A 14,196-nucleotide genomic window follows, 5' to 3' on the forward strand; every position below is an offset into this window, starting at 1 on the left:
ATGGCGCAAGCCGCGATAGAACTCATTGGGATATGCAAGAGCTTTAGCGCGGTGCGCGCCAACCGCGACATCAATCTGGAGATTTCGCGCGGCACCATCCACGGCATCGTCGGCGAGAACGGGGCTGGCAAGTCGACGCTGATGTCGATCCTCTACGGTTTCTACCAGGCCGACAGCGGCGAGATCCGCGTCGGCGGCCAGCCGGCGTCGATCAAGACCCCCAATGACGCCATCGCGCTCGGCATCGGCATGGTGCACCAGCATTTCATGCTGGTCGACAATTTCTCGGTGCTGGAAAACATCATCCTCGGCGCCGAGAGCGATGCGTTGTTGAAGAAGAGCATCGCCAAGGCGCGCTCCGAACTGGACCGGCTAGAACGCGAATACGGGCTGGAGGTCGATCCCGACGCCATCATCGAGGAACTGCCGGTCGGCCTGCAACAGCGTGTCGAGATCCTCAAGGCGCTCTATCGCGGCGCCGAGATCCTCATCCTCGACGAGCCGACGGGCGTGTTGACGCCGGCCGAGGCCGACCACCTGTTCCGCATCCTCAAGCAGTTGAAGGAGCAGGGCAAGACGGTGGTGCTGATCACCCACAAGCTGCGCGAGATCATGGCCATCACCGACACGGTGTCGGTGATGCGCCAAGGCACGATGGTGGCGACGCGCGAGACAGCCAGGACCACGGTCGAGGAACTCGCCGAACTGATGGTTGGGCGGCGCGTGCTCTTGAGGGTCGAGAAGGGCGAAGCGGCGGCCGGTGCCGTCAAGCTCGCGGTCGAGAAGCTGACGGTCAGGGATTCGCGCGGCGTCACCATGGTCGACGACGTCTCCTTCGATATCAGGGCCGGCGAGATCGTCGGCATCGCCGGCGTCGCCGGCAACGGCCAATCCGAACTGCTCGAAGCCATTTCCGGCATCAGGCGCGCGGTTTCCGGCTCGGTCATGCTCGACGGCAAGCCGATCGACCTGACCGGGGCCGCCGATCCCGGCGAGCTGCGCGACCGTGGCCTGGCGCACGTGCCGGAGGACCGCCACCATGTCGGGCTGGTGCTGGCCTTCGAGGAGTACGAGAATTCGATCCTCGGCTATCACGACGACCCTCGTTATTTGAAGGGGCCGTTCCTCAACGTCGATGCCATCATGGCCGATGCCAGGGACAAGATCGAGAAATACGACATCCGCCCCGGCAATCCGCGCCTGAAGACGGCCAATTTCTCCGGCGGCAACCAGCAGAAGATCGTGCTGGCGCGGGAAATGGAGCAGGACCCCGGCGTGCTGATCGTCGGCCAGCCGACGCGCGGCGTCGATGTCGGCGCCATCGAATTCATCCACAAGCGGCTGATCGCCATGCGCGACCAGGGCAAGGCGGTGCTGGTGGTCTCGGTCGAGCTCGACGAGATCCGTTCGCTGTCCGACCGTATCCTGGTCATGTTTGCCGGCCGCATCGTCGGCGAGCGCGGCCCCGAAGCGACCGAAGGCGAACTCGGCCTGCTGATGGCCGGCGTCGAGCATCAGGAAGCCGCGGCATGAGCACGCCCTACGCCAAACTGCCGGCCTGGGCCGACTACGGCCTGATCCCGGTGATCAACCTGTTCGTTGCCTTCGTCGTCGCCGGCTTCGTCGTGCTTCTGGTCGGCGAAAACCCGTTCCGCGCCGCCGTCATCCTGGTCGAGGGCGCCTTCGGCAAGGGCACGGGCATCGCCTTCACCCTGTTCTATGCCACCACCTTCATCTTCACCGGGCTGTCGGTGGCGGTGGCGGCGCATTGCGGCCTGTTCAACATCGGCACCGAGGGCCAAGCCTACATTGCGGGCCTCGGCATCGCCATCGTCTGTCTTTCCTTCGACAGTACGCTGCCATGGTGGCTGACCTTTCCGATGGCGATCGTCGCTTCCGCGCTCGTCGGCGCCTTGTGGGCGCTCATCCCCGCCTATCTCCAGGCCAGGCGTGGTTCGCACATCGTCATCACCACCATCATGTTCAACTTCATCGCCGCCTCGATCATGGTCTACCTGCTGGTCGGCCCGTTGAAGCCGGCGGCCTCGCAAGCACCGCAGACGCGCAACTTCCTCGCCGGCGCGGAACTGCCCAAGCTCAACTGGATCATCGAGCTGTTCGGCGCCAAGATCCGCTCCGCGCCGCTCAACGTCACCTTCCTGCTGGCGCTGGTGATGGCCTTCCTGGTCTGGCTGCTGATCTGGCGCACCAAGCTCGGCTATGAGATGCGCACCTATGGCCACAGCCCGAAGGCGGCGCGCTATGCCGGCATTTCGGAAACCCGCATCATCATCACCGCCATGATGATCTCAGGCGCGCTCGCCGGCATGATGGCGCTCAATCCGGTGATGGGCGACCAGCACAATGTCGCGATCGACTTCGTCTCCGGCGCCGGTTTCGTCGGCATCGCCGTGGCGCTGATGGGACGACTGCATCCGATCGGCATCGTGCTGGCCGCCATCCTGTTCGGCATGCTCTACCAGGGCGGCGCCGAACTCGCCTTCGAGATGCCGGCGATCAGCCGCGACATGATCGTCATCATTCAAGGCCTGGTCATCCTGTTCGCCGGCGCGCTCGAACACATGTTCAGGCCCTACATCCAGTCGCTGTTCGCCTCGTTCAGTCCAAGGTCGGTCGGCATGGAAGCGGTCAAGGGGAAAGGTGCCTGAGATGGACGTGTTCAACGCAATCATCCAGACACTGGACTCCACCATCCGTCTCTCGGTGCCGTTGCTTCTGGCCTGCCTTGCCGGCCTCTATTCGGAACGCGCCGGCATCTTCGACATCGGGCTCGAAGGCAAGATGCTGGTCGGCGCCTTCGCCGGTGCTGCGGCCGCTTCCGTGTTCCATTCGGCCTTTCTCGGCCTCGGCATGGCCATCCTGATCTCGGTCGCCTTTGCCATGATCCACGGCTTCGCCTCGATCACCCACCGCGGCAACCAGATCGTTTCCGGCGTGGCGATCAATTTCATCGCCGCCGGCTCGACCATCATCCTCGGCCAGGCCTGGTTCCAGCAAGGCGGGCGCACGCCGGCGCTGCAGCCGGGCGAGCGCTTCGAGGCGATTGTCTGGCCAGGTGCGGACGCGATGCGCGACGTGCCGATCATCGGTCCGATCTACGCGGAGCTGATCTCCGGCCATTCGCTGCTGGTCTACATCGCTTTCCTGATGGTGCCGTTCACCTGGTGGGTGCTGTTTCGCACCCGCTTTGGGCTGCGCCTGCGCGCCGTCGGCGAAAACCCGGCCGCCGTCGACACCGCCGGCATCTCGGTCGCCTGGCTACGCTACCGGGCGCTGATCTGCACCGGCATCCTGACCGGCGTCGCCGGCGCCTATCTGTCGATGGTGCAGAATGGCGGCTTCGTGAAGGACATGACCGCGGGCAAGGGCTACATCGCGCTGGCAGCGCTGATCTTTGCCAAGTGGAAACCGGTCAATGCCATGTTCGCCTGCCTGCTGTTCGGCTTCCTCGACGCCGCGTCGATCCGCCTGCAAGGCTCGCCGCTGCCCATCATCGGCAAGGTGCCGGCCCAGTTCATGCAGGCGCTGCCCTACATCCTCACCGTCATCCTGCTCGCCGGCTTCATCGGCAAGGCAATCCCGCCGCGCGCCGGCGGCGTCCCATACGTCAAGGAACGCTGAGGTCACGGCTCGGAATTGCGTTAGAATGAAGAGTTAAAGTGGTTCGCGATTCCGTCATGCGGTGAACCGCTCGAGCGCGAGCATGTCGAGCCCCTTACCCCTTGTTGGGGCTTGGCTGGTTCTTGTCAGACTTTTAGCAAAATCCGATCGGGATCGATTTCCTCGCGGATGAGCTGCAGCTCCTGGTCAGTGGGGGCGGGTGTGGTCGCTATTCTATCGGCCACCGCCGGCTTGAATCCGAGATTGTCGAGGACTTCTTCGACGCTGACGCCAGCATGAATTGTGCGCAACCGCATGCCCTTACCGGGTGTGTCGAAGTCGAAGGTCGCCTTGTCGGTAATCACAATGTGAGGTCCACCCTCGCCAAGGCCCCATTCCTGTCTGGTCTTGCCGTCGCGGGCATGGCCAACGCTGGTGACGAAATCGACCTTTTCGACGAAGCTGCGCCGGTCGAGATCCATCATGACGATTGGCCTGCGCACGAACGCGAAATGCTCCGGCTGCGCCAGGCATCCAACCAGCCGGACCTTTGGTTTCGTATAATCGCCGATCGCGGTGATGTTGAGGTTGCCAAACCGATCGATCTGGGCACCGGAATCGAAGGAGACATCGAAGCCACGCCGCGCCAGCATATCGCATTTATAGCCGACATCGACGGGGCTGGCGGCAGCTCTCCAGCGGGTCAGGCTGTCCTGTCTCAGATGTTCGGGAAAAGCCGACAGGTCGGGCTCCAGCAAATTGCCCCAATATACCGAGGCGTCGGGCGCATGCTGCTTCTGGGCGAGCCGTAGTCCGGCCAGCGGGATGCCAACCGCCAGCGTGAACGCCCGGCCATTGGTTCCAACGCCGACAAACGCAAGATCATCATCCAGGATGGTACGAGCGACCTGGGACGTCAGAAGTTCGTTTGGTGTGTAATGCGCATTCATTGCCAGGTGTCCTCCCGTTCGACTGCCAGACGCTCGACGGCGGCGAGGCCACCCAGCAGCCGAAGATAGTCACTGTGATCTCCAGGCTGTCGGGCATAGCGATCCAGGTAGGCGCTGGCCCCCTGATCAGTTCGGCTGGCTTCGACATAGGCCTCAAGATGGGCTTGATCCTCGTCGTAGAATCCGTCGACCGCGGCTGGATGGGCACCAAAGGGTATCTCGACAATCGCCTCCACCATCTGCCCCGGTATGTAGGTCAAGGCTGGCCGGCGCGAGATCACTTCATGCGGCACGATTTTCTCGACAGTGACTATCAGCCGGCTCGAGGCTGCCGCCATCATCTGATCGACGTCATCACTGTCGCGAACCAGGGGCCATTGCACATTGCCGAACGCGTCACCGACATAGCCATGAAGGATTGTGAAGTCGGAGCGTGCGGCCGCAACAGCCTGCAGCCGCTCACCCGAAATGGGGCAGGCATACTCCTTGATCTGCTCTGGATTTTTGAGCGCAATGTCCGAGCCGAACAAGGTCTTGATAGGCAACGATGGCAGGCCTTGAGCGGCCGCGCGCAGGCGGGCCACCATTGCGGTCTCCGAGAAATCACGAACCTCGATTGCCCCTTCCTGAACGCGTCGGCGAAAATTGGCCGCGAGGCCGAAGTTGAAGAGGCCGGCGTAGATGCCCTCATAGCGCTTCACCGCGCCTGCCGCTGCCAACAGGTCGATCGCGGTGGTGGCAGCCCAGGTCAGAACGGTAAGGTCACGTATATCGTTCTTGATCAGCCAGCGCACCGCGGCATTCGGCGGACGTCGAAGCAGCGAGCCACCCAACATCAGGGTGCTACCGGTGGTTATCGGGGCCAGCGCATCATCTAGTGAAATTAATTTCGATTTCATGTTACTTCCTGCAATCGGTGGCATGCGACTCAAGGACAGTGACAGCGCGCTTGCCACGACGGTGACAAAGGAAATAAAAACGTTTCTATGAAGTGTCAACCGATAATCAGCTCTTCGTCCGGCGCCGACGCCACGGCCGCGGCAGAGCCGAGGCTGCCATCCGCAACGCAAACTTCCGGAGCCGCAGATGACCAAAGATGAGCTGAAGTCCCAGCCTGGACGCAGGGTTACCATCGTCGATGTTGCCCGCGAGGCCGGGGTTGGTATCTCGACCGTGTCAAACGCGCTGGCCGGCAAGGACATCGTGCGTCTGAAGACGCGCAACAAGGTCATCAGGATAGCCGAGAGACTTGGCTATCGTGCTTCCCCTATGGCGCAGGCGCTCAGAAGCCGCCGCACCATGGCTATCGGCGTGTTGGTGGCCGACGTCGCCAACCCCAGCTATCCGGACTTCGTCAGGGGCATCGAGGATGTTGCGCTGCGCGAGGGCTGCACGTTGCTGCTTTGCAATACGGACGGCGATGAGGAGCGCCAACTGGAACAAATGCAGAGCCTTATCGACCGGCAGGTCGACGGGATGGTTTTGCTTTCGCCGCATTGCGACAGCGACCGGGTCCGCAACTTGCTGAACAAGGGTGTGCCCTATGTGCTCGTCCAGCGCAGGAGCGATCGCTACGAAGACAATTATGTCGGCGGCGACAATGAGGCCGGCATCCGCGCAGCTGTCGAGCATCTGGCTGGACTTGGGCATCGCAGAATTGCTTTCGTTTGCGGCCCGGCCATGTCCTCCGCGGTCGCCGAGCGGTTGGCTGCCTACCGGAGTGCGATCAAGCGTCTGAAGCTTGATGAAGCCGATGATCTGGTTCTGCCAAACGATTATGGCATCGAAGCCGGCCATATTGCCGGCGCGCATTTCCTCGGCATGGCCAACCCGCCATCGGCGATCATCGCCAGCAACGACATGAACGCTTTGGGAATCCTCGACATAGCCGCTGAACGCGGACTGTCCGTGCCGCAGGATCTTTCGGTCATCGGGTATGACGACATTGCTCTTGCCAAGCTCGAACGCATCAATCTCACAACCATCCGCCTGCCCAAGCGCGAGATGGGCGTGGCGGCGGCCGAAGCGCTTATGGACCTGATCTCGAAGGACGCTGACGCGCGACTGCCTCGACGCACGCTGTTTCCGACCAATCTCATCGTCCGTAAATCGACCGGACCACTGAAGGGCTCAACGCGAGGGCGTTAGGGAGGCCTAGTCGTGTTGGTGCCGTCGAAGAAAACTTATTTTACGAGATCGTTACCTATTGAAATTCTTTTTTTATCGCATACCATGCTGGAAGGTAGGCAGGAAAGCCTGATCGGTGCCGGCGTCGAGTCCGTTGGGACTGCGCCAATTTAAAGGCCAGATCACTTGGACGGCGTGAGGATAGGCTGGATGAGTGTTGATGTTTTACGCGCGCACGCCTCAGGGGAAGCGCAAGCGCGGCCACCGATGATCGAGGCTCGCGCCGTCTCGAAAAGCTTTGGCCCGACGCGGGCGCTGAGCGATGTCACCATGTCGGTTGCCGCGGGTGAGATGAGGGCGCTTCTTGGCCGCAACGGGGCTGGCAAATCGACCATGGTCTCGCTGCTGACGGGTTTGCTCACACCCGACCATGGCGAGCTCTTGATCGGCGGCTTGCCGCCGGCCTCTGCCGAGTCTGTGGCCTGCGTCTACCAGCACTCGCGCCTTGTGCCTGCGCTTTCCGTATCCGAAAACATCATGATGGGAGGCTATCCGCGTGGCGCCTGGGGTCAGATAAGCTGGCCACGCTTGCGCGATGCCGCCCGCCGGGAGCTCGAACCATGGGGTCTGGCCGACATCGCCTCGCGTCTGGTCGAGGATATCGATCCAGTCCAGGCAAAGGTGGTTGAAATCTGCAGGGCGCTTGCACGGTCTCCAAGAGTGGTTTTGCTTGACGAGCCGACGGCAGGACTGGACAGGCGCGATGCCGAGCGCCTGTTCGAGTTCATTCGCCAGCTCAAGGAGCGCGCGGTCACGCTGATCTATGTGTCTCACCATCTCGATGAGGTCTATCGCCTGTGCGATTCCGCCACGGTGCTGCGAGACGCCCGTCATATCGTTACAGCTCCACTCAGCGACTTGCCGAAACAGGCGCTGATCAATGCGATGGTCGGTCAACAGGGCCACTCTCCATTTCTGGGGCACGACAGCAAGTCGCATGGCGCCGTGGATCTGCCAAAGGTTGAGGGCGAGACCAGACTGGAAGTGAAGGGCCTGTCCGTCACCGATCGGGTGATTGATTTCGATCTTACGGTCAAGCGCGGAGAATGTGTCGGCATCGCCGGGCTTGAGGGCTCGGGCAAGGCGGAGCTCGGGGCTGCCCTGGCGGGGTTGCTCAAGCCCGACAGGGGAGCACTACGGATCGACGGACGAAGCTTCAGACTCGGCGATGTACGAGCAGCGATCCGCGCGGGGATCGGCTACGTCCCGCAAAACCGTCATGCGCAGGGAATGGTCACCCTTTTGCCGGTCAGCGAGAACGCGACCATGACGGCAACCCGCATGCTCGCCCGGCCACTCATCCCGGGACTTCTCAACGTGCTTTTCCAGTCGGACCGCGACAAGGTCTATGAGCGTCTGGCCAGGCAATGGCAGATCGTTGCCGCTTCGCCCCAACAGCTGATCGGCGAACTGAGTGGTGGCAACCAGCAAAAATGCGTCATGGCACGTGGTCTGGCCACCGATCCGAAGGTTTTGGTGCTGCAGAATCCGACCGCCGGCATCGATGTGGCCGCCAAGGCCTCCATCATGCGCTCGCTGCGGGACATCCTGGCCAAAGGGGCAAGCGTCGTCGTGATCTCCGAAGACGCGGACGACTTCGCGCTTTGCTCCAGGGTTGTCGTCATCAACAGGGGAAAGGCTGGCCGGCAACTCGGAGCTGAGTGGACCGAAGGCGAACTGGTCGCTGCCATGCAGGGGATTGAGTAATGTCTGTGCAATCACCCTCTGTGACGCCTTCGGCTTCGTCGGTCACCGCAGCGTTCCAGCTTTTCGGAGGCTTGCGTCAAATCGTGTTGCTGCCGGTCATCGTGCTGCTGATTGTTTTCGGCAATTTGATCCATCCAGCATTCCTGACATGGAACAATGTGATGACCAACATCCTGGCGGCATCCGCGGTGCTGGCGGTGCTGGTGGTAGCGGAATCGATGCTGATCATTGCCGGCAAGTTCGACCTCTCGCTGCAGTCGCTGGTGGCGCTGGCACCAATGATCTCCGCCATCACGGTCGTTCCGGTCGAGTCTTTCGGAAACGGCCTCGGCCTCAATCCAGTCCTAGGTATTCTCATCCTGTTTGCCGTCGGCGCAGCCGTTGGTGCCATCAACGGCCTTCTGGTCGCGCGACTGAACCTCAATGCCTTCATCGTCACACTCGCCATGCTTATCCTCCTGCAAGGCGTCACGCTTGGCGTATCGAGCGGCAAGACGCTCTACAACCTGCCGGACGCCTACACCTTTATCGGCCGCGTTGCGCCGCTCGGGATTCCGCTTGAGGTGTGGATTGCCTTGGTCGTGATAGCAACTGCGGCGTGGTTCTTGCGCTACAGCGTGGTCGGCCGGCAGATCTACGCGATTGGCGGCAATGTCGACTCCGCCCGCGCAGCCGGCGTAAAGGTGGAGCGGGTGATATTCGGCCTGTTCATCGTCGCCAGTCTGCTGGCTTCGCTCGCAGGCTGGCTCATGACGGCTCGCATCGCATCAGTCACCGCCAACCAGGGCAACGGCATCATCTTCACAGTGTTCGCGGCCTCTGTCATCGGCGGGATCGACCTCAATGGCGGCCGCGGGCAGATTCTTGGGGCGGCAACCGGCGTGCTGCTGCTTGGTATCATCCAGAACCTGCTTGTCCTGTCACAGGTACCTTCTTTCTGGGTTATGGCCATCTATGGGGCGGTTATTCTGCTGTCGCTCATGCTGAGCGCTGCGGCGAGTTCCGGGGGTGCCTTCCTCGGCACGCTGTGGAAGCCTAAGAACATTTCAGACAAGGCTCGAGCCGGGGAACGTGCATGACGCATAAAAACACGATGGAAGCGTTTGCCGGCCATATGAGCAGGGCCGACCTCAAGGTGGACGACCTCGCGCCGGCCACAGTTGAACTGGCGCTGGATTGGGACGGCCGCGCGCGCAAGGTGCGCGAACTCGTGGAGGCCCGGATCGCTCCGGCGCAAGGCCCTGCAACCATTTTCGTATCGCGCGGCCTTGGACTTTAAGACCGACATGCCAAAACCTTTGCAAGAACTGCTTTCGGGCAGCATCCTGGAAACCGGCGCAGGGTTGCGCGCTCGTCAGTTCTCCGTTCAAGAGCTTGTTGCCGCCTCGCTTGAGCGCATCGCTTCCATCGGTCACCTCAACAGCTTCATCGACGTCTACGGCGATGAAGCGATGAAGGTGGCGACACACCACCAGGGTCTGCTCGATGCTGGATATGCGCTCGGTCCGCTTCATGGCATTCCAATCGCCCTGAAGGACAATATCGACGTCGCCGGCAAGCGCACGACAGCCGGCAGCGCACTGCTTGTCGACAACATCGCGCAACGGGACGCGGCACTCGCGGCTGCCCTCAAACGGGCTGGCGCCATCATAGTGGGCAAGAACAATCTGCACGAATTCGCGTGGGGCGGCACGACCATGAATGCGACCTATGGCAACGCGCGCAATCCGTGGAATCCGGAGCACAGCCCGGCGGGTTCAAGCGGCGGTTCGGGTGCGGCCGTCGCCACGCGCGCCGTTTTTGCGTCGATAGGAACCGATACGGGAGGGTCGATCCGCATTCCATCCTCGTTCAACGGCGTGACCGGGATCAGGCCATCGATCGGGCGCGTCAGCAATTCCGGCGTGTTTCCGCTGGCCTGGAGCCTGGACACGGCGGGACCGCTGGCAAAAAGCGCACAGGACTGCGCGATCGTGCTGCAGGCCATAGCCGGCCACGATCCGAACGATCAGCAGAGCAGTCCAACGCTTGTTCCCGACCTGTCCGGGCGGATCGATCTGCCGTTGCGAGGAATGAGGCTCGGCCTCATTGAGGACTACTCCCGCAAGGCAATTCAGCCTGATGTACGCGAAGCTTTCGATGCCGGAACGGCCGCATTCGATCGGCTGGGCGCGATCATCGTGCCAATCAGGCTGGCCAATCTGGAGGCGCTGATGGACGCCATGATCATCATAGACGCCGCAGAACCGAGCGCGATCCATGCGCCCTGGCTGCGCCAGCGGGCCGCGGAGTACGGCGCCGATGTGCGGGCACAACTTGAGGCCGGCTTTGTCTTTTCGGCCGTCGACTATATCCAGGCGCAGCGCTATCGAGCCCATATCTGTCAGCAATTCACGGCCGCGTTCGGTCTCGTCGAGGCGATACTGACGCCGACGATCGCTTACACGGCTCCCAGGATAGGTCAGCTCGATGTCGAGATTGACGGCGTGATGAAGAACATTTTGGCCAACAACATGCAGTTCACCTCGCTTGCCAGCCTGACCGGCCTGCCGGCGATCAGCGTGCCTGTCGGCTTCGACCGCGGAGGGTTGCCGATCGGAATGCAGATCATTGGTCCGGCTCTTGCCGAAGACCAGGTGCTTCGCATCGGCGCCGGATTGCAGGCAGGCCTTGATTGCCATCGCAAGGCCCCGCCAGGTTTCTAAAAGGGCGGTTGGCGCATTCCGATACGCATTCTCGACGCCCTCCCTCGCCAGGGCGGAGCATCCGGTCAAATGCCGTTTGCAAGCGCTTGACGTCGCGCCTTTTCAATATCCGGTAGGCTGAGCAGTCAGGGCAATCCTGCGACCCCGACTGCTCGTTCGCATCAGGACAGTTTTGCCGCCACGGCCTTGACCTCGGTGTAGAGATCCAGCGCATCCTTGCCCAGTTCGCGTCCCCAGCCGGATTGTTTGTAGCCACCAAAGGGCCACGCAGGTTCGGCGTAGTTATGCGTGTTGATGCCGATGCCGCCAGCCTTGATCTTGCTGGCCATTATATGCGCGGTCCTCAGGTCCCTGGTCCAGATGCTGGCACGCAGGCCGTAGATGGTGTCGTTGGCGAACTTGGCGATGGCATCGAGTTCGTCGTCCTCGTAAGACTGGACGCACACCACCGGCCCGAAAATTTCCTCTTGGACCACCCGCATATTGCGGTTGGTCTGCGCGAGAACCGTCGGCTGGACGAAATAGCCACGCTCGCCCGCGACGTCTCCGCCGGTCACGACCTCGGCGCCTTGCTCGCGGCCGGACGCGAAGTAGCCTTGCACCCGTTCGCGTTGCTTGCGTGAGACGAGGGGGCCAAGCGTGGTCTTGAGATCGAGTCCGTGGCCGAGCTTGAGATTCGAGGCGGCGTCCGCGACGCCCTCGACAACCCTGTCGTAAATGGAGCTGTGGGCGAACAGCCTAGAGCCGGCGGTACAGGTCTGACCCTGGTTGTAGAATATGGCGTCCGCCGTTCCTGCAATAGCGAGATCAAGGTCGGCATCCGGGAAAATGATGGCAGGCGACTTGCCACCCAGTTCCAGCGACACGCGTTTCAAGTTGCCGACCGAAGCCTGTACGATCCGCTTGCCGACCGTCGTCGATCCGGTGAAGGCGATCTTATCGACGTCGCGGTGTTCGGCGAGTGCGGCACCGGCCGTATCGCCATAACCTGTCACGAGGTTGAAGACACCGGCGGGGACGCCGGCCTCAAGCGCGAGTTCGGCCAGGCGAAGGGCTGTGAGCGGCGTCAATTCCGAAGGCTTGAGGATGATGGTACAGCCGGCTGCGAGCGCCGGCGCTACTTTCCAGGAGGCCATGGTGATCGGATAGTTCCATGGGATGATCTGGCCGACGACGCCGATCGGCTCCTTGACCGTGTAGGCATGATAGTCGCCGGGCGACGACACCGGAATCGTGTCGCCTGTCAGACGGGTCGGCGCTCCGGCGAAGTAGCGAAAGACAGCGATCGCGTCCGGGATATCGTCGGTCCTGGCCTTCTTCAGCGGCTTGCCGACATCGATCGCCTCGAGCTCGGCCAGCTGGTCGGAATGCTGCTCAAGCAGGTCGGCCAGACGCCACAGTATCTTGGCTCGATCCGTGGGCTTCATCTTCGGCCAGGGACCGGTCTCGAAGGCCCGTCTCGCCGCCTTGACCGCCTCCTCGATGTCCTGTCTGTCGCCGGCCTGCACAGTCGCAATGACTTCCTCGGTTGCCGGGTCCTCCACGGCAATCGTGCCGCCGCTACTGGCCGCGACCCAATTGCCGTCGATGAGCAGTTTGTGTTGCTTGGCCAAAAAGGCGGAGGTGGCCGGAAGCAGAGCCGGCCGTATCACATCGATCTTCATCTCATCATCCTTGCTTCATGCGCGACTTCGTTGAGGGATTGCGCCGTTACAGATCCGTTGGCCGTAAGACGGCGGATGGGGGCAAGCACACGCTTGCAATGTCAGCCGCAACGGATAATAATAAAAACGTTTCTATAACGAAGCACAAGCGATTTATGCAGCGGGGACGCCTCGCTGCCGAGTACGGGGAATTTCATGGCGGCGAAAACTTCGGATGGTCCTCTCGGCGGGCTGAAGGTTCTTGACCTGTCCCGGTTCATCGCGGGGCCTTACTGCGCCATGGTGCTTGGCGATCTCGGCGCGGACGTGGCCAAGATCGAGCGTGTGCAAGGCGGCGACGATGTCAGGGCGTTGAGTCCCAAGATCAAAGGCGAAAGTGTCTATTTCTTTGTCTTCAATCGCAACAAGCGCAGCCTGACACTCGATTTTCGCGACCCCGAAAGCCAGCGCCTGCTGCGGCAGCTGATCGGTCAGGCGGATGTCCTGATCGAGAATTTCCGTCCCGGAACTATGGAGAAGATGGGGTTGGGCTGGGATGCCGTCCGCGAGATCAATCCGCGCATCGTAATGGCGCGCATTTCGGGCTTCGGGCAGACCGGCGTCCGCGCCGGCGAGCCATGTTTCGACGCCATCGCCCAGGCATTGAGCGGTCTGATGTCGCTCACCGGCGAGGCCGACGGGCCGCCAACCATTGCCGGGACATTTGTCGTCGACTACGCCACGGCTCTCTATTCGGCAATAGGGATTCTGGCCGCAATCGAAGAGCGACACCGCACGAAGCTAGGGAAATTGGTCGATGTAAGCCTTGTTGGTACCGGCATTTCTCTCCTCGTCACCGCAATCGCCGAGCGAGGGGTGCTGGGCCGGATCATGTCGCGCGTCGGCAATCGGGACCGCTATTCCGCGCCTGCTCAAGTCTTCAAGACCAAAGACGGCGAATGGCTCTATCTGATCGCCGGCAACGATGTGCATTTTCCGCGCCTGGTGCGGGCGATGGGCAGGCAAGACCTGCTCGGGGATCCGCGATTTTCGACGTTGCAGGCAAGGATGGCAAATGTCGACGCCATCGAGCTCATCGTCGGGGCCTATGTCGCTGAAGCAAAGAGCGAGGATCTGCTGCGAGACATGCGGGCCGCCGAAGTGCCCTGCGCGAAAGTGGCGGATCTCGATGCGCTTCTTGATGACCCATATGTCCAAGAGGCCGGACACATCGTGACGATGGAGCACAAAGTCATGGGCCGCGTGCCAGTGCAGGCCAACCCGATAAAGCTGGATGGACAGCGCCTGCAAATGCGCATGGCGGCGCCGCTGCTCGGCGAGCACAGCAGCGACATAGTGGCCGATTGGATCGGATGATGGCGT

The 14,196-nt window shown here is 61.9% G+C and carries 12 protein-coding genes; 9 read left to right on the plus strand and 3 right to left on the minus strand.

The features are described from left to right. The 3 genes from NKJ67_RS03285 to NKJ67_RS03295 are packed head-to-tail and all read left to right on the plus strand — an operon-like array spanning nucleotide 1 to nucleotide 3,642. Complete coding sequence (locus tag NKJ67_RS03285) at nucleotides 1-1,533, plus strand: ABC transporter ATP-binding protein (RefSeq protein WP_352580446.1); 1,533 nt, start codon at nucleotides 1-3, stop codon at nucleotides 1,531-1,533. Continuing rightward, nucleotides 1,530-2,669 (plus strand): ABC transporter permease, encoded by a 1,140-nt coding sequence (locus NKJ67_RS03290; RefSeq protein WP_352580447.1) that lies wholly within the window; start codon nucleotides 1,530-1,532, stop codon nucleotides 2,667-2,669. Before NKJ67_RS03285 ends, NKJ67_RS03290 begins: the two co-directional genes overlap by 4 nt. Before the next feature lies 1 nt (nucleotide 2,670). Beyond that, nucleotides 2,671-3,642, plus strand: a complete 972-nt coding sequence (locus NKJ67_RS03295) for an ABC transporter permease (protein WP_352580448.1) — start codon at nucleotides 2,671-2,673, stop codon at nucleotides 3,640-3,642. Between the two features lie 125 nt (nucleotides 3,643-3,767). Here NKJ67_RS03295 and NKJ67_RS03300 read toward each other — a convergent pair whose 3' ends face one another. Together NKJ67_RS03300 and NKJ67_RS03305 are read right to left on the minus strand one after the other, a co-directional pair. Then, nucleotides 3,768-4,571 carry a CoA-transferase subunit beta gene (locus NKJ67_RS03300; protein ID WP_352580449.1) on the minus strand — a complete coding sequence of 268 codons (804 nt, stop codon included), beginning with the start codon at nucleotides 4,569-4,571 and terminating at the stop codon, nucleotides 3,768-3,770. Continuing rightward, entirely contained in the window at nucleotides 4,568-5,470 is a 903-nt protein-coding gene (locus tag NKJ67_RS03305; RefSeq protein ID WP_352580450.1) for a CoA transferase subunit A, read from the minus strand. Before NKJ67_RS03305 ends, NKJ67_RS03300 begins: the two co-directional genes overlap by 4 nt. A 187-nt stretch (nucleotides 5,471-5,657) precedes the next feature. Between NKJ67_RS03305 and NKJ67_RS03310 the strand changes: the two genes are divergently transcribed. From NKJ67_RS03310 to NKJ67_RS03330, 5 genes are all read left to right on the plus strand, one after another. After that, nucleotides 5,658-6,719, plus strand: coding sequence for a LacI family DNA-binding transcriptional regulator (locus tag NKJ67_RS03310; protein ID WP_352580451.1), 1,062 nt, complete (start codon nucleotides 5,658-5,660; stop codon nucleotides 6,717-6,719). Nucleotides 6,720-6,965: 246 nt separating this feature from the next. Continuing rightward, entirely contained in the window at nucleotides 6,966-8,465 is a 1,500-nt protein-coding gene (locus NKJ67_RS03315; protein ID WP_352580633.1) for a sugar ABC transporter ATP-binding protein, read from the plus strand. Between the two features lie 83 nt (nucleotides 8,466-8,548). After that, on the plus strand, nucleotides 8,549-9,544 hold the full coding sequence (locus NKJ67_RS03320) for an ABC transporter permease (RefSeq protein WP_502905172.1): 996 nt from the start codon (nucleotides 8,549-8,551) through the stop codon (nucleotides 9,542-9,544). After that, nucleotides 9,541-9,744, plus strand: coding sequence for a hypothetical protein (locus NKJ67_RS03325; protein WP_352580453.1), 204 nt, complete (start codon nucleotides 9,541-9,543; stop codon nucleotides 9,742-9,744). Before NKJ67_RS03320 ends, NKJ67_RS03325 begins: the two co-directional genes overlap by 4 nt. 7 nt (nucleotides 9,745-9,751) lie before the next feature. Next, nucleotides 9,752-11,170 (plus strand): amidase, encoded by a 1,419-nt coding sequence (locus NKJ67_RS03330; protein ID WP_352580454.1) that lies wholly within the window; start codon nucleotides 9,752-9,754, stop codon nucleotides 11,168-11,170. Between the two features lie 161 nt (nucleotides 11,171-11,331). Here the strand turns inward: NKJ67_RS03330 and NKJ67_RS03335 are convergent, their stop codons facing one another. After that, the gene (locus NKJ67_RS03335; protein WP_352580455.1) at nucleotides 11,332-12,834 is read right to left on the minus strand and encodes an aldehyde dehydrogenase family protein; all 1,503 of its coding nucleotides are present in this window, start codon (nucleotides 12,832-12,834) and stop codon (nucleotides 11,332-11,334) included. Between the two features lie 195 nt (nucleotides 12,835-13,029). Between NKJ67_RS03335 and NKJ67_RS03340 the strand changes: the two genes are divergently transcribed. Next, nucleotides 13,030-14,190 (plus strand): CaiB/BaiF CoA transferase family protein, encoded by a 1,161-nt coding sequence (locus tag NKJ67_RS03340; protein WP_352580456.1) that lies wholly within the window; start codon nucleotides 13,030-13,032, stop codon nucleotides 14,188-14,190. Nucleotides 14,191-14,196: the final 6 nt, after the last annotated feature.

The organism is Mesorhizobium sp. M0088, assembly GCF_040322895.1.
Lineage (GTDB): Bacteria > Pseudomonadota > Alphaproteobacteria > Rhizobiales > Rhizobiaceae > Mesorhizobium.